This window comes from Nocardia sp. CA-151230 (assembly GCF_050942175.1).
Lineage (GTDB): Bacteria > Actinomycetota > Actinomycetes > Mycobacteriales > Mycobacteriaceae > Nocardia.
The window spans coordinates 6,982,606-7,002,007 of the sequence record NZ_CP192061.1 but is presented as its reverse complement, the minus strand read 5'-3'; the positions used below and the strand labels follow the sequence as shown (position 1 = coordinate 7,002,007).

General features: G+C 69.9%; 17 protein-coding genes. 6 read left to right on the top strand and 11 right to left on the bottom strand.

The genetic code is table 11. From position 1 onward, the window contains the following. Positions 1 to 9 precede the first annotated feature (9 nt). Together ACQP1O_RS32995 and gabT are read right to left on the bottom strand one after the other, a co-directional pair. Positions 10 to 1,464: an NAD-dependent succinate-semialdehyde dehydrogenase gene (locus ACQP1O_RS32995; protein ID WP_433562279.1), complete on the bottom strand. Its 1,455-nt coding sequence runs from the start codon at positions 1,462 to 1,464 to the stop codon at positions 10 to 12. A gap of 34 nt (positions 1,465 to 1,498) precedes the next feature. Next, a complete protein-coding gene (gene gabT / locus ACQP1O_RS32990; RefSeq protein ID WP_433562278.1) occupies positions 1,499 to 2,842 on the bottom strand; it encodes a 4-aminobutyrate--2-oxoglutarate transaminase in 1,344 nt (447 codons plus the stop codon). Positions 2,843 to 2,965: 123 nt separating this feature from the next. Here gabT and ACQP1O_RS32985 point away from each other — a divergent pair, with 123 nt between their 5' ends. Next, positions 2,966 to 4,468, top strand: coding sequence for a PucR family transcriptional regulator (locus tag ACQP1O_RS32985; protein WP_433562277.1), 1,503 nt, complete (start codon positions 2,966 to 2,968; stop codon positions 4,466 to 4,468). 216 nt (positions 4,469 to 4,684) lie between these two features. Here the strand turns inward: ACQP1O_RS32985 and ACQP1O_RS32980 are convergent, their stop codons facing one another. Further along, positions 4,685 to 4,948, bottom strand: a complete 264-nt coding sequence (locus ACQP1O_RS32980) for a GlsB/YeaQ/YmgE family stress response membrane protein (protein WP_433562276.1) — start codon at positions 4,946 to 4,948, stop codon at positions 4,685 to 4,687. Positions 4,949 to 5,208: 260 nt separating this feature from the next. On the opposite strand from ACQP1O_RS32980, the gene ACQP1O_RS32975 reads away from it, so the two are divergent. Continuing rightward, positions 5,209 to 8,358 (top strand): ferritin-like domain-containing protein, encoded by a 3,150-nt coding sequence (locus ACQP1O_RS32975; RefSeq protein WP_433562275.1) that lies wholly within the window; start codon positions 5,209 to 5,211, stop codon positions 8,356 to 8,358. Positions 8,359 to 8,428: 70 nt separating this feature from the next. Here the strand turns inward: ACQP1O_RS32975 and ACQP1O_RS32970 are convergent, their stop codons facing one another. The 7 genes from ACQP1O_RS32970 to ACQP1O_RS32940 form a co-directional block, all read right to left on the bottom strand. Beyond that, the gene (locus ACQP1O_RS32970) at positions 8,429 to 9,616 is read right to left on the bottom strand and encodes a cytochrome P450 family protein (RefSeq protein ID WP_433562274.1); all 1,188 of its coding nucleotides are present in this window, start codon (positions 9,614 to 9,616) and stop codon (positions 8,429 to 8,431) included. 35 nt (positions 9,617 to 9,651) lie between these two features. Beyond that, positions 9,652 to 10,914, bottom strand: a complete 1,263-nt coding sequence (locus ACQP1O_RS32965; protein WP_433562273.1) for a cytochrome P450 — start codon at positions 10,912 to 10,914, stop codon at positions 9,652 to 9,654. Beyond that, a complete protein-coding gene (locus tag ACQP1O_RS32960; RefSeq protein WP_433567878.1) occupies positions 10,911 to 11,456 on the bottom strand; it encodes a GTP-binding protein in 546 nt (181 codons plus the stop codon). Before ACQP1O_RS32960 ends, ACQP1O_RS32965 begins: the two co-directional genes overlap by 4 nt. A 76-nt stretch (positions 11,457 to 11,532) precedes the next feature. Further along, a complete protein-coding gene (locus ACQP1O_RS32955; RefSeq protein WP_364615320.1) occupies positions 11,533 to 11,886 on the bottom strand; it encodes a DUF742 domain-containing protein in 354 nt (117 codons plus the stop codon). Next, positions 11,883 to 12,296, bottom strand: a complete 414-nt coding sequence (locus ACQP1O_RS32950; RefSeq protein WP_433562272.1) for a roadblock/LC7 domain-containing protein — start codon at positions 12,294 to 12,296, stop codon at positions 11,883 to 11,885. Before ACQP1O_RS32950 ends, ACQP1O_RS32955 begins: the two co-directional genes overlap by 4 nt. Then, positions 12,293 to 13,729: a sensor histidine kinase gene (locus ACQP1O_RS32945; RefSeq protein WP_433562271.1), complete on the bottom strand. Its 1,437-nt coding sequence runs from the start codon at positions 13,727 to 13,729 to the stop codon at positions 12,293 to 12,295. The genes ACQP1O_RS32950 and ACQP1O_RS32945 overlap by 4 nt, the downstream gene beginning before the upstream one ends. 200 nt (positions 13,730 to 13,929) lie before the next feature. Then, on the bottom strand, positions 13,930 to 14,562 hold the full coding sequence (locus tag ACQP1O_RS32940) for a TMEM175 family protein (protein WP_433562270.1): 633 nt from the start codon (positions 14,560 to 14,562) through the stop codon (positions 13,930 to 13,932). A gap of 287 nt (positions 14,563 to 14,849) precedes the next feature. Between ACQP1O_RS32940 and ACQP1O_RS32935 the strand changes: the two genes are divergently transcribed. After that, positions 14,850 to 15,839 (top strand): zinc-binding dehydrogenase, encoded by a 990-nt coding sequence (locus ACQP1O_RS32935; RefSeq protein ID WP_433562269.1) that lies wholly within the window; start codon positions 14,850 to 14,852, stop codon positions 15,837 to 15,839. Positions 15,840 to 15,895: 56 nt separating this feature from the next. Then, positions 15,896 to 16,651, top strand: coding sequence for a hypothetical protein (locus ACQP1O_RS32930; protein WP_433562268.1), 756 nt, complete (start codon positions 15,896 to 15,898; stop codon positions 16,649 to 16,651). Between the two features lie 145 nt (positions 16,652 to 16,796). On the opposite strand, the gene ACQP1O_RS32925 is transcribed toward ACQP1O_RS32930, so the two are convergent. Then, positions 16,797 to 17,465: a class I SAM-dependent methyltransferase gene (locus tag ACQP1O_RS32925; protein WP_433562267.1), complete on the bottom strand. Its 669-nt coding sequence runs from the start codon at positions 17,463 to 17,465 to the stop codon at positions 16,797 to 16,799. Positions 17,466 to 17,607: 142 nt separating this feature from the next. On the opposite strand from ACQP1O_RS32925, the gene ACQP1O_RS32920 reads away from it, so the two are divergent. Together ACQP1O_RS32920 and ACQP1O_RS32915 are read left to right on the top strand one after the other, a co-directional pair. Then, positions 17,608 to 18,984, top strand: coding sequence for an MFS transporter (locus tag ACQP1O_RS32920; protein WP_433562266.1), 1,377 nt, complete (start codon positions 17,608 to 17,610; stop codon positions 18,982 to 18,984). After that, positions 18,974 to 19,393 carry a MarR family winged helix-turn-helix transcriptional regulator gene (locus ACQP1O_RS32915; protein ID WP_433562265.1) on the top strand — a complete coding sequence of 140 codons (420 nt, stop codon included), beginning with the start codon at positions 18,974 to 18,976 and terminating at the stop codon, positions 19,391 to 19,393. The genes ACQP1O_RS32920 and ACQP1O_RS32915 overlap by 11 nt, the downstream gene beginning before the upstream one ends. The last annotated feature ends 9 nt before the right edge of the window (positions 19,394 to 19,402 follow it).

Genomic DNA, 19,402 nt, shown 5'->3' with positions numbered 1-19,402 from the left:
CGGATTCCGCTAGGGCAGGGCGATGTATTTGGTCTCCAGGTACTCCTCGATGCCCTCGACCCCGGCCTCCCGGCCCAGCCCGGACTGCTTCACGCCGCCGAAGGGCGCGGCCACATCGGAGATGACGCCCCGGTTCACGCCCACCATCCCCGATTCCAGCGCCTCGGATACCCGCAGCGCGCGGTCCAGGTCGCGGGTGTAAATGTAGGCGGCCAAACCGAATTCGGTGTCATTCGCGGCGGCGATACCGGCGGCCTCGCCGTCGAATCCGGTAATGGCGGCGACCGGGCCGAACACCTCCTCGCGCAGGATGCGTGCGTCGGCGGGCACCTCGGTGAGCACGGTCGGCTCGTAGAACCAGCCGGGTCCGGGCATCGCCGCGCCACCGGTGGCGACCGTCGCGCCCTTGGCGACGGCGTCCGCCACCAGCTCGGCGACGGAGTTGCGCTGCTTCTCGGTGATCAGCGGCCCGACCTGGACGCCGTCCAGGGTGCCGGGCCCGATCTTCAGCCCGCGCATGCGCTCGGTCAGCCGGGCGGTGAACTCCGCGCGCACCGCGTTGTCGACATGGAAGCGATTGGCGGCCGTGCACGCCTCGCCGATATTGCGCATCTTGGCGGCCATCGCGCCGTCCACCGCCGCGTCCAGGTCGGCGTCGGCGAACACCACGAAGGGGGCATTGCCGCCCAGCTCCATGGACGTGCGCAGCACCCGCGAAGCCGATTGCGCGAGCAGGACTTTGCCGACCGGGGTGGAACCGGTGAAGGTCACCTTGCGCAGGCGGTCGTCCTGGAACATCGGATCGGTCAGGCGGGCGGCCCGGGAGGTCGGCAGGATCGACAACACGCCCGCGGGCAACCCGGCCTCCGCGAAGACCGCGCCCAGCAGCAGCATGGTCAGCGGCGTCTCCGCGGCGGGTTTGACCACCATGGTGCAGCCGGCGGCGAAGGCGGGCGCGATCTTGCGGGTGCCCATGGCCAGCGGGAAGTTCCACGGCGTGATGGCCAGCGTCGGCCCGACGGGCCGCTTGGTGACCAGGATGCGGCCGGTCCCGGACGGTGAGGGCGCATAGCGGCCGTTGATGCGCACCGCCTCCTCGCCGAACCAGCGCAGGAATTCGCCGCCGTAGCCGACCTCACCCTGCGCCTCGGCCAGGGGCTTGCCCATTTCCAGGGTCATGAGCAGTGCGAAGTCGTCGCGCCGGGCCATCACCAGTTCCCAAGCGCGGCGCAGGATCTCGGCCCGCTCCCGGGTCGGGGTGGCCGCCCACGACGGCTGCGCCGCCACGGCGGCGTCCAGCGCCCGCGCACCGTCGGCGGGGGTGGCATCGGCCACCTCGACGAGGACCTCGCCGGTCGCCGGATCGTGCACGGGGAAGGTCGCGCCGTCGCTCGCCGCGACCTGCTCGCCGCCGATCCAGAGTCCGGCCGGGACGACCCCCAGCAGTTCGGCCACTTCACGCATTGCGGGTTCTCCTCATACTCAAGGGATTTCGAACTCAGCGGGTCAGATCCCGCACCGTCTCGGACAACACCCCGAGGCCGTCGGCGAGCAGGTCGTCGCCGATCACCAGCGGGGGCAGCAGCCGGATGACGTTTCCGTAGGTGCCGCAGGTGAGCAGCACCACGCCGCGCGAGAGCGCCTCGGCGGCAATGGCTTTGGTGAGATCCGAATCGGGGGTGTCGGTGCCCGGCCGGACCAGTTCGATGGCGAGCATCGCACCCCGGCCGCGTACGTCACCGATCACGCCGGTCGCGGCGGCCAGTTCCCGCAGCCGCGGCACAGCGGCCGCCTCGATGGCCCGCGCCCGGGCCGGCAGGTCCAGCGACCGCATCACCTCGATGCTGGCCAGCGCCGCCGCGCAGGCCACCGGATTGCCGCCGTAGGTGCCGCCCAGCCCGCCCGGATGCACCGCGTCCAGTAGCTCGGCCCGGCCGGTGACGGCCGACAACGGCATGCCGCCCGCAATGCCCTTGGCCATGGTGACGAGGTCCGGCTCGATGCCCTCGTGCTCGCTCGCGAACCATGCTCCGGTGCGGGCGAATCCGGTCTGCACCTCGTCGGCGATGAACACCACCCCGTGGTCGCTGGACCAGTTCGCCAGCGTGGCAAGGAATCCCGGGGCGGGCACGATGAATCCGCCCTCGCCCTGGATCGGTTCGATGACGATCGCGGCCAGCGAATCGGCCCCGATCTGCACCTCGATCCGCGAAATCGCCCGCCGCGCAGCCTGTTCCCCGGTCAGCCCCGGCTCGTCGCGGTACGGGTAGGACATGGGCATGCGGTGGATGTCCGGTGCGAACGGGCCGAAATGCGCCTTGTACGGCATGGATTTCGCGGTCAGCGCCATGGTCAGGTTGGTGCGGCCGTGATACGCGTGATCGAACGCGACCACCGCCGGCCGGCCGGTCACCAGCCGCGCCACCTTCACCGCGTTCTCCACCGCCTCCGCGCCCGAGTTGAACAGCACCGTCCGCTTGTCGAAGGCGCCGGGCGTCAGCGCTGCCAGCTCCTCGGCCACGCGGATGTAGTCCTCGTAGGGAGTGACCATGAAGCAGGTGTGGGTGAACCGTGCGGCCTGCCCGGCGACCGCGGCCGCCACCTCCGGATGGGACGCGCCGACCGTGGTGACCGCGATGCCCGAGCCCAGATCGATCAGCGAATTCCCGTCCACATCGAGAATGACCCCGCCGTCGGCGTCGGCCGCGTAGACGGGCACCGACGACCCGACCCCGGCCGCCACCGCCGCCGTCCGGCGCGCGGTGAGCGCCCGGGAACGCGGGCCCGGCAGCTCGGTGACGAGGTCGCGACGCTGGGGCAGGCGGTAGTCGATCGAGGACATGCGGAATTCTCCCGGTCGAGGGTCGGTGGCACCGGTCATCAGTCTGCGCCACGGCACCGGCGATCACCCGTGCCGAATTGGACAACACGCCGGGCAGGAATCGACGATTTGTACACTCGGCCTATGTCCGTTTCCATCGGCTGGGTCCTGGCCCAGCCCGACCTCGGGGCCCGGTTGCGCGGCGGCGCCGCCGGTGTGCGCCGCGAGATCGATCTCGTCGTCACCACCGAACTGGACAGCCCGTTCCGCTGGCTCTCGGGCGGCGAACTGGTGCTCACCACCGGCATGCGGCTGCCATCCGACGGACCCGGGCGCGCCGAGTATGTGCGCGGGCTGGATCGGTGCGGTGTCGCGGGCATCGGCTTCGGCATCGGCCTGACCCACGACGAGGTGCCGCCGGAACTGATCGAGGCCGCCGACGAGATCGGCATCCCCCTGTTCGAAGTGCCCCTGGCGACGGCCTTCGCCGCCATCGTGAAGCAGGTGTCGGCCCGCATCGCCGAACTCCGATACGCGGCCGTGCTGCGCGCCGGCCGCGCGCAGCCGCGCCTGACCCGGGCACTCATCCGATCCGGCAGCCGGGCCATGGTGCGGGAACTGGCGAATTCACTCGGCGCGACCGTGCTGGTGCTCGACCCCGCCGGAACCGTGATCGATTGCCACCCTGCCCGACCCGGGCCCGCCCTGCTCGCCCGCGTCCGCACCGTGCTGTCGCGCGGCCCGGCCGGGGCCGGGGTGTACACCGACGACTCCGGCGCGATCACCCATCAGCGCATCGGCGTCGGCCGCCGCCAGCACGGCGACCTGGTCGTGGTGAGCGAGACCCCGCTCGGGCACGTGGACCAGATCCTGCTCGGCCACGCCAATTCCCTACTGGCCCTGGATTTCGAGCAGCCCGCCCGGCTGCACGAGACGCAGCATCGGCTCAACGCTCAGGCGCTGGGCCTGCTGCTGGGCGCGCCCGCCGATCCGGCTCCGGCGTGGGAGCAACTCGACCATGCGGCCGATGCGCACGGACGCATCAGAGTCCTGATCGCCGACTGTGATTCGACGGAGGCCGCCGACTCCGCGCGCACAGCCCTCTCCGACGCCGTGCTCGCGGCCGGCCTTCCGCTGTTCCTGCATCAGGATTCGAACCGCCTCCTGCTCGTGCTGCCCGCCGACGCTGCGGTTCCCGCCATCGCCCGACCCGAAACCCTGGGCACCGCACGAAAATTCATCCGACTCGGCCTGTCCGGCCCCCACCCGGTCCGCGACCTCCGCGCCGCCGTCGACTCCGCCCACCTGGCCGCCGCGGCCGCCGAACGCGGTTCCCCGCCCACCGATGTCACCACTCTGACACTGCTCTCCATCCCCGCCACCCGCGACGCCCTCACCACCCTGGCCCACACCCTCCTCACCCCCCTCCGCGACCACGACCGCCACCACCACACCGCCCTCATCCCCACCGTCCGAGCCTTCCTCGAGGCCAACGGCCACTGGGAATCCGCCGCCGCCACCCTCGGCATCCACCGCCACACCCTCCGCAAACGCATCACCACCGCCGCCGCCCTCCTGGACCGCAACCTCGACAACGCCCGAACCCGAGCCGAACTCCTCCTCGCCCTTCTCGCCGAACCCGATTGATCCACGGGGCAGGGCCTGCTATCTTCTACGTATCTACTTAGTAGATACGTAGAAAGGCTCGGCCGTAGACCACCTGCGGCTGAGGGCGCCGTGGGGACGGCGTCGTGGCGGCGGGATTGTGCGGACCCCTCATCACGCGCAAGACTGTCGACACACGAGGGGCGGGGCCGCGAATCAGCGGCCCCGCCCCTCTGTCGTATTCGGTTGTGCGGCAGGTCAGACGCGGGCTCTGATCCACTTGTAGACGACCAGCACCACGATGGCGCCGATGATGGCGCCGAGGAAGGTGTGCTGGACCGGGGGATGGACGCTGAACTTGTGCGGGGCGAAGACCAGACTGCCCAGGGTGCCGCCGACGTAACCACCGATGATGCCGAGGACGATGGTCCAGATGATGCCGAAGTCCTCCTTGCCCGGAACCAGAAGGCGGGCGATCGCGCCCGCGATGAGGCCGATGATGATCATCGTGATGATGCCCATGGCATGCTCCTTGCCTAGAGGTGGCGCATTCGAAGGTAGCAGGGCCGACGCCCGAAATGAGCGTGTCGCAATGCACCGGCGTGCGCGTTTCGTCCCGGGGGCGGGGGCCGGACCGGCGTTCTCGGGCAGCGAAACCCTCGTCGACGCTGGGTTTTCCGGGCCATGATGGAGGCCGACGAGGTCATGACGGCAGTGGCTCTTGCGCGACGGCAGCGTGGCCGCGCGGCGCGGCGAGCCCGCCGATTCCGAAAGGCATGCGCATGAGTGAGAATGCGCCCGAAACTCCCTCTCTCACCGGCCGGGGCGCCCTGGCCCGGACCATCGCCGCCCGCGGCGGACTGGCGGCCCCGGAGGCGCCGTTCGTCATCGAACACCGCGAAGCGCTCATCTACATGCTCTGCCAGGCCGCCGAACTCGAACACGGCATCATGTGCCAGTACCTGTTCGCGGCGTTCTCGCTCGAGACCTCGGCCACGGAGGGCCTGAGCGCCGCCGAGGTCGAGAAGGTCACGCGCTGGCGGAAACTGGTGTCGCACGTGGCCACCCAGGAGATGCTGCACCTGTCGCTGGTGCACAATCTGCTCTCCGCCATCGGCGCGGCGCCCCACATGACCCGGCCCAACCTGCCGCTGCCCGCCGCCCACTATCCGGCCGGGGTGCAGCTGGCGCTGCTGCCGTTCGGGGAGCAGGCGCTGCGGCACTTCATATTCCTGGAACGCCCGGAGGGCATGGCCCTCGACGACGCCGAGGGCATGGCCATGGTCGGGCGCGCCGCCGCGCACATGGAGCAGGGCGAGATCGTGCCGCGACTGCAGGACTTCGCGACCGTCGGCCACCTGTACCGCTCCATCGAACACGGCATCGAGCATCTGGCCGAGAAGTACGGCGAGCGCTGGCTGTTCGTCGGACCCCGTCGCGCCCAGGCCACCGAAAAGCATTTCCGCTGGCCGGAATTGGTGGCGGTGACCGATGTGGCCTCGGCCAAGCTGGCCATCGACACCATTCTCGAACAGGGCGAGGGCGCGCGCGGCGACTGGCGCGACGCCCACTTCGGCCAATTCGTCAAGATTCTCGACGAGTACGAGCAGTGCCTGCGTGAGAACCCGGACTTCGACCCGGTGCGTCCCGTGCTGGCAGCCAATGTCCGTGCGCCCGAACGCGATATCCCCGTCCCGCTGATCAGCGACCCGGGTACCGCGCGCGTCACCGACCTGTTCAATGTCGGCTACGAGATCCTCCTGCAGATCTTCGAGCGATTCTTCGCGCACACCGAGGAGACCGACGCCCAGCTGCAAACCCTCGCCGACGCCACGGTCTCGCTCATGTTCGGCGTCATCCGCCCGCTCGGCGAGCTCATCACCACCCTGCCCGCCGGCCCGGACCACCCCGGCCGCACCGTCGGCCCCAGCTTCGAATTGTTCTACGAGACCGACTATTTGATGCCACACCGGGAGGCGGCGTGGACGCTGCTGACCGAACGCCTCGGCGAGGCGGTCGCCCTGTCCGAGGCCATTCGCGCCGATATTCCAGGGGCGGTGGCGGACGGGTTGGTCCCGGTGGCCAAGGCATTCGGGGATATCCGGGACACGCTCGCTGCGCACTTCCCGAGCTGGAACGCCCACGCGCAGCCCGAAATCCTGGGCATCGATCCCGCCGTGCAGGCCGCGGCACGGCAGCGGGCCGACGAATTGGCCGGTCGAGTGGCCGGAATCGGGGGCGGCGGGGAGCTCGCCGAGCTGTTCCACGCCGTGTACGCCCTGAGTCGGCAGCCCGCTCCGGCGGTGGTACTGCCGCGATTGGCCGACAGCGTGCTGCGTCCCTTGTCGGAGGCGCTGATTCGCCATGGACTCGGCCCGTCCGGCGGCGCGGCTGATGTCGGTGCGGGTAAAAGCCCTGCGCCAGAGCCTGGTTCAGAGGTGGCGAAGCGGCTGCGTGTGCTGGCCCTCTCGGCGACCCGGCTGCGAGTCGGGGCCGACCTGCCCGAGCTCCTCGAGGCCACCGCCGCGCTCCAGGATCTCGCCTGCGCGGTCGCCGCGGTCGGCGAACGACCCCGGTTGCGTGCGGAATTCGCGCAACTGCAGTCCGGGCTGCCTCATTCGATCCGAACAGCGAAGAACGGCCCTTACCTGGCCACCAACGCGGCCGTCGTCGATCACCTCGGTCTGCCCCTCGAGCTCGGCCCGACGGCCGCGCTGTGCCGGTGCGGCGCGTCGGCGCGCAAACCGCTGTGCGACGGCAGCCACGCGCGCATCGGCTTCAATGACGCGAAAGATCCGGCGCGGGTGGCGGATCGGCGTGACACCTATACCGGTGAGCAGGTCACCGTCTTCGACAACCGCGGCATCTGCCAGCACTCCGGCCTGTGCACCGACCGCCTCGCCACGGTATTCCGCACCGGCGCTGAGCCTTTCGTCGCGCCGAACGGCGCCCGCATGGATGAGATCGTGCGTGTCGTGCGCGCCTGTCCGTCGGGTGCGCTCGGCATGGCCTTCGACGGTGTCGTGGCGCGCGAGGTCACCGATTGGCACGGCACCCGCGAGCCGGTCGTCGAGGTGACCAAGGACGGGCCCTACCGGATTCGCGGCGGGATCCCGCTGACCGGCGCCGAAGGGGGCGATATCGACCGTGCCACAGGCACTTCCGCCGAGCACTACGCGCTGTGCCGGTGCGGGCAGTCCCGCAACAAGCCGTTCTGCAGCGGCATGCACTGGTATGTCGGCTTCCAGGATCCGGTGCCCGCACCCGGCCGGGAGCCGACGCTGTTCGAATGGGCGGGCGGCTATCCGGCACTGCGGCGGATGACCGCGCTGCTCTACGAACAGTTGATCCCCGACGATGCGGTCCTGGCAGCGGCCTTCAGCGATTCTGCCGCCGATCACGCACGCCGGGAAGCGGATTGGCTGGCCATCGCATTCGGCGCGCCCCGAGGGTCGGACGAACCGCGGTCCAGGCCCGACCTGACCGAGCAGCAGCAGGAGCGCTGGGTACAGCTGATCCTGCGCGCCGCGCGCGAGTCCGGACTCCCGGACGATCCCGAATTCCGTTCCGCCTTCGCCGCTTTCGTTGCATGGGCGGTCACCGCCGAAGGCCGTGCGCCCGACTGGGATTGGGGACCGGCCGGGCAACCGTCGTACGTGGCGCATCCGCCCGCCGCCCAATCATCCGGCCCTGCCCTGCCCGGACCCGAAGCGGCCGTGGGCTTCGCCGCCCACATCAAACCCCTGTTCCGGGACAAGGATCAGCGCTCCATGAGCTCGATCTTCGACCTGTGGTCCCTCGACGACGTCACCAAGCACGCCGCCGAGATCCTCGACCGGCTGGCCGCCGGCACCATGCCCTGCGACGGCGCCTGGTCGACGGAGAAAGTGGACGTCTTCAGGAGGTGGACCGAGTCCGGCATGCGCCCGTGATCCGTCCGGGCCGCGATCACCGAGTCGTGATCGTGCGGCCCGGACAGCCGTCCGCGCACTGAATCCCGGCTCAGCCCAAATGGATCGGCATGGCGGCGATGTCGTTCTGGGTCATGACCGGAAGGTTGACGATCTCCTCGACCGGGGTGGCCAGCCGCAGATCCGGGAACCGGTCGAACAGGGCGGGCAGCGCGATGCCCGCTTCGAGGCGGGCCAGCGCCGCGCCCGGGCAGATGTGCGGGCCGTATCCGAAGGAGATATTGCGGTGCGCGCTCGGCCGGGTGATGTCGAAATCGTCGGCGTCCTCGCCGAAGACCGCGGTGTCGCGGCCGATGGCACGGTAGGACATGACCACGCCCTCACCCTGCTCGATCACGGTGTCGCCGACGGTGATGTCCTCGGTGGCGAAGCGCATGAGCAGATGAGTGACCGGGCCGTCCCAGCGCAGCGTCTCCTCGATGACCTGCTTCCACTCCACCTCCTGCGAGCGCACCCGGGCCAGCTGTTCGGGCCGGGTCAGCAAGGCGCGCACCGCATTCAGGATCAGGCTCACGGTGGTCTCGTGCCCGGCGGCGACCAGCGCCTTCAGATTGCCGACCACCTCCTCTTCGGTGAGCGGTTCGCCGCCCTCGTCGGCCAGGATGAGCGCGCTGGTGAGATCGTCGCCGGGCTCGGCGGTCTTGCGAAGGACCATCTCGGTGAAGTAGACGTCCATGTCCGCGATGATCTGCAGCCGCTCGTCCTGCGGGGTGACCATGGAGAAGAACTTCTTGTACCAGTCCAGCAGCATCGGGTGGTCCGCGCGCGGCACCCCCATGAGCTCGGAGATCACCCGCATGGGCAGCGGATAGGCGACGACCTGCTTGAGATCCACCGCCGCGCCGTCGTGGCCCGCCTCGTCCAGATCGTCGAGCAGCTCCTTGGTGAGCCGTTCGATGGTGGGGCGCAAGGCTTCCAGGCGGCGCGGGGTCAGCGCCTGGGTGGTCTTGATGCGCAGGCGGCGGTGCTCCGGGCCGTCCACGGTGAACATGGAGCGGCCGGCGTCGATCATGCCGATCAGCGGCCACTGCCGGGTGACGACGCCGTCCCGCCACAGCTTCCAGGCATTGATGTCCTTGACCAGCCTGGTGTCGGTGAGCAGCTGGCGCGCGATGGTGTGGTCGGTGATCGTCCAGGCGGGGGCGCCGAGCAGATCGATCCGGGTGATCGCCCCGGCGGCGCGCAGGCGGGTGGTCTCGCCGGCGAGATCACCCACCATCGGATCTATCGAAATCGCATGCGGGCAGGGGGAACTCACTGGAAACCTCCGAGAGCACGAACAGGGGTGAAAACAACAGGAAGGGAAGTCATTCCGCGCAGGAACGGCGACGGCCGCCGCACCAGGTTCTGCGCGGGCACCGCCAGATCGATGTCCGGCAGCCGGTCCAGCAGCACCTCGATGCCGGTGCGCGCTACCACCTCCGCGATCTGCTGCGCCGGGAACGGGCAGCGGTACTCGCCGTGGCTGAACGCGAAGTGCGCATTGTTGCCGGCGTGGGTGGCGGCCTCGCCGACCGCCTGGCGCACATGCGGATCGGTGTTCGCGGCGGCCAGCCCGAGCAGCAGCAGGTCGCCCGCGCGAATCGTCCGGTCCGCCAGGCGGGTATCGCGCGCGGCCCAGCGCCCGGCCAGGATCGAGGTGGGGGAGTCCTCCCACAGCACCTCGTTCATCGCCTGATCCACACTGCGCCGCCCGCCGCCCAGTGCGGCCGCGAACCGGTCGTCGGTGAGCATCAGGCGCACCGAATTGACCAGCCAGTCCGCGGTCGGCAGGTGTCCCGCGGCCGTCACGGCCATCAGGTCGTTGACGTACTCCTCGTCGGTGAACGGCGCCGGGAAGGCCAGCATGCGCGAGACCAGATCATCGCCGGGGGTGGACTTCTTCACCGCCAGCAGATGCTGGATGTACTGCATGAACTGCAGGTGCGCCGCCTGTGCGTCCGCACCGCCGTCGGCCATCACCTTCATGGCGCGCGCCAGCCCGGGGCCCTCGGCGTCGGGAATGCCCAGCAGCCAGGCCAGGACGAGCACCGGCAGTGGTTCGGCGAACTCGCCCACCAGATCGGCCTGGCCGCGACCGCAGAAGGAGTCGATCAGCCGATCGGCCAAACCCTCACAGACCCGGCGCAATTCGAACGGATCCACCGATTCCAGCGCGGGCTCGACCATGGCCAGGTGCCGCCGATGCTCCGCGCCCGCCGTGAAATAGATCGACGGCATGGGTGAGCCGACCATGGGCAGCAGCGGCCAGTCCGGCGGGATGTTCGGCCACTGATTCCACAGGCTGACATCGCGTGGGAACAGTTCGGGAGAACTGGTGACCTGGTGCATCTCCCGATACCCCAGCACCAGCCAGGCCGGAATCCCGCCGGGCAGCTCGACCGCGGCTACCGGCCCGTGGTCGCGGCGCATCTCCCGGTACAGCGAGTGCGGGTCGGTGTGGAAGCGCGGGCCGCTCAGCGGCACCGCGCCGGGCTCGTGGGGCACGGGGCAGGAACCCGGCGCGGGCGAGGTCATGCGGGATTCCTCCACATCGCGGTCTCCGGGTGGGAGAGGTATTCGACCAGGGCGATCAGGACGTTCTTGCAGGAGTCGCGGTCGCGGGCGTCGCAGTCGAGCAGCGGGATGTGCGGGTCCAGATCCAGCGCCTCGCGTACCGCGGGCAGGGCCGGTCCGGGTCCGAAGTTGTTGCACGCCACGATGAACGGGGTGCGCTGGTGCTCGAGCCGGTCGATGGCGTACCAGGAGTCGGCGATCCGCCGCTGATCCACCAGCACGATGGCGCCCAGCGCGCCCGCGAACAGGCGGTCCCACAGGAACCAGAAGCGTTCCTGGCCGGGCGCGCCGAACAGGTACAGCACGTGCTCGGTGTCGATGGTGATGCGGCCGAAGTCGAAAGCCACCGTGGTGGTGGTCTTTCCGGGCACGCCCGCGGGATCGTCGACGCCCTGGCCGGCCTGGGTCATGGTGGCCTCGGTGTCCAGCGGGCGGATCTCGCTGATCGAGCGGACCATGGTGGTCTTGCCGACGCCGAAGCCGCCCACGATCACGATCTTCAGGCCCTGCCGGGCATCGGCGTGCAGCGGGGCGTCGGCGCGGGCCGGACGCGCGTCCTCGGTGCCGGCGCACCGGATGTCAGAGCTTACGGAGTCCAACGAGCACCTTTTCCAGCATGTCGGTATCGGGCAGCGAATTCCATTGCCGCGCGGCATGATCCGGATGGCGGACCGTGATCTTGCCCGCGTGCAGCAGGTCCGACAGCAGGACCACGGTGATGCCGACCGGCAGCCGCAACTCGGCCGCGATCTCCACCACCGCCGTCGGCGCGCGGCACATGTCGAGGATGGCGGCATGCTCGGACTGCATGCCGCGCACCGGATCGCATTCGCTGACCACCAGGGTCACCAGATCGAATGCGTCCGAATCCGGTTGGCTGCGACCGCCGGTCAGCGTGTACAGCCGATCCGGATCCTCGTCTGGCCTGGTCACGGCACGCTCGCCCCCGGCACTCGCGGGGCGGCGGCCAGATGCTCGCCGAGCTGCTCGACCAGCTCCCGCATCGTGTGGCCGACCAGCCCGGCATCGGCGTCCTCCGCGGCGACCACCGCGATGTGCGCCCCCACCCCGGCCTCCACGATGAACAGGATTCCCCCGTAGAACTCGGTCATCGACTGGCGCACCCCGCCCCGCCCGTCCCCGAACTCCACCGAGGCCCCGTGCGAAAGACTCTGGATCCCAGCGGCGATCGCCGCCAGTTGATCGGCGCTGTCGTTCCCCAACCCGGCCGTATGACAGATCTTCAACCCGTCCCCCGACAGCAGTAGCGCATGCCGCGCCCGCGGCGTACGCGCCAGCAACTGCTCCAGCAGCCAACCCAGATGTGCGGCGGGCGGTGTCATCGATCGGTCTCCGATGGGGTCGTGGGGACGGGGAGCGAGTTCGTGGTGAAGGCGCGTTGGAAGGCGGCCATGGCCGAGGACGCGGACGGCGCACGTGGTGGCTCGGGTTGCGCCGGGCCGGACAGGCCGTCCGGGTGGACGGCGGCCAGGGTGCTGCCGCGACGGCGCTTCGGCAGGCCACTGGAAGTCGCTGCGTGCTGGTCGATTTCGGGCGGGGTCGGGAGCAGGTCCTGGGCCGTGGAGGCGAAGGCGGGTTTCGGCGCCGGGGCCGTTTCGGTCGTGGTGGGGACGTCCCTCGCCGGAGTGCCGGGGTGCGGTCGGGTGGTGACCGGGGTGAGGCGGCCGAAGGTGCCGGATTGCCGTTCCAGGCGGGTGGTGAGTTCGCGGGGGATGACGACCACCACGGCGGTGCCGCCGATGGCGGAGGGGCGGTAGCTGACGGTGAGGTCGTGTTTGCGGGCCAGGTGACCGACCACGGCCAGGCCGAGGCGGGTGCCGGAGAGGCTGGAGAGGTCGGAGCCGGCGCGGGGGCCGGAGACGGCGGATTCGGCTCGCCGGAGGGCTGATTCGCTCATGACGAGACCGGAGTCCTCGATGGTGATGACCACACCGGCGGGGACCTCGGCGGCGTAGACGTGGACCTCGGTGGTGGGCGGGGAGAAGTTGCAGGCGTTGTCGAGCAGTTCGGCCAGGGCGTGCATGACGCCCTCGGCGGCGTGGCCTGCGATGGCGATCTCGGTGATCGCACGCAGGCGCACGCGCTGGTAGCCCGCCACCCGGCCCATGGCGCCGCGCAGGATCGATTCCATGGCAATGGGTTTCGCCCACCGTCGACCCGAGCGCGCCCCGCTGAGCACCGCGATGCTGTCGGCCAGCCGGCCGGCCTGCGCGGTGCGGTGGTCCAGCTCCAGCAGGTCGGCCAGCACCTTCGGGTCGGCGTGCCGGTGTTCCATCTCGCGCAGCTCCGCCAGCATGCTGGTGCTCATGGCCTGCATGCGCCCCGCCGCGCCGGCGAACGCTGCCATGGCGGCGGCGCGCCGGCTCTCGGTCTCCTTGGCCGCGCGGGCCTGCGCCCCGACCTGTTCCCGGATGCCGTGAATCCTCGCCTCGGACTCGGTGATTCGTGCCTGAGCGGCGGAAACAGTCGCGGCCACATGCGCATCGGCCTGCGCCGTGTAGGCCAGCGCCTCCTGCCGTACAGCCTGTACCCGGCCCCGGTAGTGGGCGGCGACCGTGACGGCGGCGGTCAGCAGCAGCGCCGCCACGGCAGAGCCGATGGCCAGCGGCACCCGGAAATCGTTGGGGGAGTAGAAGACCGCGACCGCCACTGCGCCCGCGCTGAGCGCCAGGGTTCCGGCCAGTGTGAACAGGGGCGGCCGCTGTCGCGGGACGGGTTGCTGCTCCCCGCCCCGCGGATTCACTGATTCCGACACGCTCCGCACTTCCGAACCGACGTCCACCAGGGCGAACGCCCCGATGCCCCCAACCGCACCCGCGCCGGGAGCCGTGCCAAATGCCCGGCCCGGCAAGCGGATTCGGATCTGCCGGACGCAGCATAAGCGCACCGGGCGGGCCGCGCTACCCGAGCGAGAACACCCTGGCGATCACGAGTTCCGGTGAACGGGACGACGGTTCAGACGCGGGCGAAGACCTGCGGGCGCGTACTCAGGTACCCGTAGCCCAGCACTGCCGCCAGGTACAGCAGCAACGCCACCGCGGGCAGCGCCAGCCCGACGGCCGCGATCAGATCGAAGCCCACGAAACCGATCACCGCCTGCAGGCTCTCCCGCCGCGCGTACTCGGCATCGTAGCCGGGCTCGAACAGATCCGGGTTGCGGCGCAGGGCAATCCACATCACGAACCAGGCCGCCGCCTGCACCGCACCCGCCAGCCCGTAGAAGGCGGTCGCCACCTTGGCATTCCAGCCCCCATCCTCCAGATGATGGGCCAGCACGGTCGTCGGGAACGGCAGGAACGCCACCGCCAGGAGCAACAGCAGATTGCCGCAGTGCAGCAGCCCGTCCATCTGCCGGACCCGGGCGAAGAAGCGGTGATGGCACAGCCAGATCACACCGATGGTGAGAAACGATCCGGCATAGGCGAGGTAGCTGGGCCACAGCCCGGTCAGCTCATGCCACAGCGAGCCGTCATCGGGCTCCGGAATGCGAATCTCGAGCACGAGCAGGGTGATCGCGATGGCCATGACGCCGTCGCTGAAGGCTTCCACGCGGGTGGTGTCGGAAAGCCGCGATTCGGGGTACTGCATGCGGTCATTATCGAGTGCGCGTGCCGGGTTCGATGTCCTCGAGTTCCTGTCCGCGTATGCGCGCACCAGCGATGAGCGAGCCCAGCGCGAATCCGAAAATCGGAACGGCGACGATCGGCGACCACGAATTCACCTGCGGCCCCGCCGGTCGCAGCAGCGTCACCACCCGGATCACCCACGGTTCGCCCAGAGCGGAATCGCGGCCCGCGCACTTGACCTCAACATAAGTACAGGTTCGATCCTGGAGTCCATCGACACCCCGTCGAAAGTAAAAGGGAGGCAGCGAGATGCGTGTAGTGCAGGCCGAGGAGTTCGGTGGACCCGACGTACTGACCGTGCGGCAGGTCGCGGATCCGGTCGCCGGTCCGGGCGAAGTGGTGGTGCGGGTCGCGGCCGCCGACGTCATGTTCCTGGACACGACATTGCGCAGCGGCTGGGCGCGCGACTACTTCCCCGTCGAGCCCCCGTTCGTGCCGGGCGGCGCGGTCACGGGCACGGTCGAATCGGTCGGGCCCGACGTGGACCCCGGGTGGGTCGGCAAGCGGGTCGCCACCCCGACGGCGGCCAGCGGCATCGGTGGCGGCCTGCCCGTCGGCGGTTATGCCGAACTGGCCCTGGCCAAGGTCGGCACCCTGGCCGTCATCCCCGGCGAGCTGAGCTTCGAGCAGGCCGCCGCCCTCGTGCACGACGGACGCACCGTGCTCGCCGTCGCCGATCGGGCCGCGATCCAACCGGGTCAGTGGGTGCTGATCACCGCCGCCGCGGGCGGTCTGGGCACCCTGCTCATCCAGCTGGCTCGCGCGGCCGGCGCGCAGGTCATCGCCGCTGCGCGTGGGGAGGCGAAACTCGCTCTGGCGCAACGGCTCGGCGCACACGAGGTGGTCGACTACTCGAAACCCGACTGGGCCGAGCAGGTCCGGGAACGGACCGCCGGCGTGCAGGTGGTCCTCGACGGAGCGGGCGGCGATATCGGCCGCGCGGCCCTGGCCGCCACCGCTCCCGGCGGCCTGCTCATCGCCTACGGCAACTCGGCCGGCGGCTTCGCCGCGGTCGACGCGGAATCCGCTGCCGCCCAGGGCATCACCATCGTCTCCCTGTTCGAGATCGCGACCCCCGAGACCGACTGGCTCACCCTCCACGACCGGGCCCAGGCCGAGGTCGCCGCCGGTCGCCTCGAGGTCGTCATCGGCCAGACCTTCCCCCTCGATCAGGCCGCCGCCGCGCACACCGCCATCGGCTCCCGCGCCGCCGTCGGCCGGACCATCCTCACGGTCTGAGAGTTATCGGCGTGTCGTGAGCCTCCGCCCGGCCTCCGAGAGCAAGGTGGCATCGGGTGGAACGCGACGCGGAGGTGGTGATGGGTACGAGAGCCGGTGCGGTCGCGGCCGTGGTGGCGGGGGTCTGGATGGCCGTGGCGGGCGCCGCGTGCGCACAACCGGGCTTCGACCCGGGCATCCCGCCGTCCGTCCACGTCCCGCCGCGCACCGCGCTCTCGGTGCGCACGCTGGTGCCGGGCGCGGGCTGGGGCACCGACAACGAGACCGAGGAGCGCGGGGCCCTGTCCATCGCCAAGCTGTTCATGGCGGATTTCGCCCTGCGGCACGGCGACGGCTCGGCCGAGGATCGCGAGCTGGGCGAGCGCATGGTCTGCAAGTCCGACGACGCGGCCGCCGACCGGATCGCAGCGAAGTATCCGTATGCCATCGACGCGATCGCCCAGGAGTACGGCCTGCGTGCCACGCACGGTGGCGGCGGCTGGGAACTGTCGACCACCAGCGTCGCCGACGTGGCCGACTTCCTGGCCGCGAAACTCCGTGACGAACCGGACAGCCTGATCCTGGCCTGGATGGAGCAGCCCAGCGAGCGGGCGTCCGACGGCACCCGCCAGGACTGGGGCACCGCGCGACTGCCGCAGGTGTACGGAACCAAGTGGGGCTGGTCCGATGTCGGCCCTCCGGAAGTGGCATCGGTGTCCTTCGGCCCCGGATTCACGGTCGCGGCCCACACCTACGGCACCTCCGAGCAGCAGACCGAGGATGTGCTCGGGGCGTGGTCGGCGGTGACGGCCCCGATGGCTCCCAAACACTGACAGTCCCTGTGATGTGTCGATGTCACCGTCCGCCGGGTGTCGCGGCACATGTTCCGTCCGAACGCGGGATTTGGGCCCGTTCATTCATGCTGTGCAGAATGGCGGAACTGCTCGTTTGATGCGGCCGAGTGAGACGCAGCTTCAGTCAGATTTCGCCTTTGGTGGCCGCGCCCGTGATCAGCGGTCGAACAATCGGAGGCATTGCCCGCCACGGCATTTCCTGCACGTCTTCGAGCTTCAGCCCGGACGCCCGGATCAGCTCGAGGGTGGCGCGGTTGCAGTGGCAGCCCTCTGCGAACCGGCGCCACGGGCCGGCGAGGCGGTCCTGCCAATACGAAAGTCGCGGCGACTCGGAACGTACGTGCTCGAGAAACAGCAGCTGGCCGCCGGGACGCAGCACGCGCCCGATCTCCCGCAACACCGGATCAGGGTCATCGACAGTGCACAACACGAGCGTTGAGACGACCGTATCCACGGTCCCATCCTCGAACGGCAGTTGTTCCGCGGATGCGTCGAGCACCGGTGCGCGACGTCGACTGCCACGCAGCCTCCGCGCCAACTGCGTACGCATCGCGGGCTCCGGTTCGGTCAAGATCAGCTCGTCGAGGTCGTCCGGGTAGTACCCCAGGTTGAGGCCGGTACCGCTGCCCAGCTCGACAGTCCGCCCCCTCGCACGGCTGAGCAAATTTCGCCGACGAGCGCCCATACCCGCCTTCTCGCCCATCCACAGCAGGGGGTCATACAGCGCCGCGAAAACCCGGGCCCACAGGTCCGAGCTCTCCACCCCTGCCGCCGGGACGGCGCCACTGCTCACAGACTCGACGGTACGCCGTCGGACATAGTCGCGTATGCCCAGCCCGTCGAGCCGGGCGGTGGCACCGGTGCGCCTTACATGTGATCTGTGCCATCGGCACTGTCCCTTGCGCTCGAAACAGTTGTGTCTTCACAATCGTTGTGTGCTTACAACTGTTGAGGAGCTGAGCTCGCGCAGGAAAACGATCATCCTGATCACCTGCTGTTTGAGCTTGCTGATCTCGTCCATGGACGCGACCATCGTGAATGTCGCCATCCCCGCCATCCGTGACGACCTGGGCGCGCCGCTGTCGCGGCTGCAGTGGATCGTCGACGTCTACACGCTCAGCCTCGCCAGCCTGCTCATGCTCTCCGGCGCGGCAGCCGACCGGTTCGGGCGCAAGCGGGTGTTCCGCATCGGGCTGATCACCTTCGCGCTCGGCTCGCTGCTGTGCAGCATCGCGCCCACCATCGAGATCCTGATCGGTGCGCGGTTCGTGCAGGCCGTCGGTGGTTCCATGCTGAATCCCGTTGCCATGTCGATCATTACGACCACCTTCACCGGCCGGGTGGAGCGGGCCCGGGCAGTCGGCGTGTGGGGCGCGGTGGTCGGCATCTCGACCGCGCTGGGGCCCATGGTCGGTGGCGTGCTCATCGACAGCCTGGGCTGGCAGTCGGTGTTCTGGATCAACCTGCCGATCGTGGCGGTCGCGCTGGCGCTCACCACCGTCTATGTGCCGGAATCGAAGTCGGCCAGGCCGCGCGGCATGGATCCGATCGGTCAGGCGCTGGCGATCGTGCTGCTGTTCACCCTTGTGTACGGCCTGATCGAGCGCGAGCCCGCAGTCTTCGTGGTGTCCGCGCTGGCGCTGGCCGGATTCGTCTGGCACGAGGCGCGCCACCCGTCGCCGTTCATCGATCTGCGCTTCTTCCGCAGCTTCCCGTTCTCCTCGGCCACGGTCATCGCGGTCTGCTCGTTCGCCGCGCTGGGCGCGTTCCTGTTCGACATGTCGCTGTATCTGCAAGGGACCCGGCACTTCTCGGCCGTGCACACCGGTCTGCTGTACCTGCCGATGGCGCTGGGCATGCTGTTCTTCTCGCCGCTGTCGGGGCGGCTGGTGGGCCGCCACGGCACCCGCCCGTCGCTGCTGGCCTCCGGAATCCTGATGTCGGTGGCCGCGATCGGTCTCACCCTGCTGCGCCCGGACACCCCGATCTGGCAGCTGGTCATCACCTTCGCGCTGTTCGGCATCGGCTTCGGCATGGTGAACGCGCCCATCACCACCACCGCGGTGAGCGGCATGCCGCTCGATCGCGCGGGTGCGGCGGCCGCGGTGGCCTCCACCAGCCGCCAGGTCGGCGTGAGTCTCGGTGTGGCACTGTGTGGTGCGCTCACGGGTGCGGGATTGTGGTGGACCATCGCCGGTTTCGCCGCCGCGGTCACCGCGCTGGGCGTGGCCGCCAATACCGACTGGGCGTACCGTTCGCGAGATCGCGTCGCCCCCCTGCTCGAACAGAAGGTCCCCGCTCATGCCGGATGACACGCCCACGACCGATGAGGTCTGGCGGCAGCTCACCCACCTGGTGATGGACACCCGCGACACCTGGAAGCGCGCGGTGGTGGAGCGAACCGGCATGCCGTTCAGCCGGATTCGCATCCTGCGCCGGCTGCTGCCCGGCCCGCTCACCGCCAAGGAGCTGGCGCGGGCGGCCACCATGGATGCACCCGCCACCACGGTCGTGGTCAACGATCTCGAGGAGCGCGGCCTGGTGATCCGCGAGATCGACCCGACCAATCGGCGCTGCAAGCTCATCTCGCTCACCCGCGCGGGCCAGGAGGTGGTGGCCGAAGCCCTCGCCACGCCGGACCCGGCGCCCGCCGAATTGGCCGCCCTGACCCCGGCTGAACTGCGCACACTCCACGGGCTCCTGCGCAAACTCGAACACTGACTTACCCGT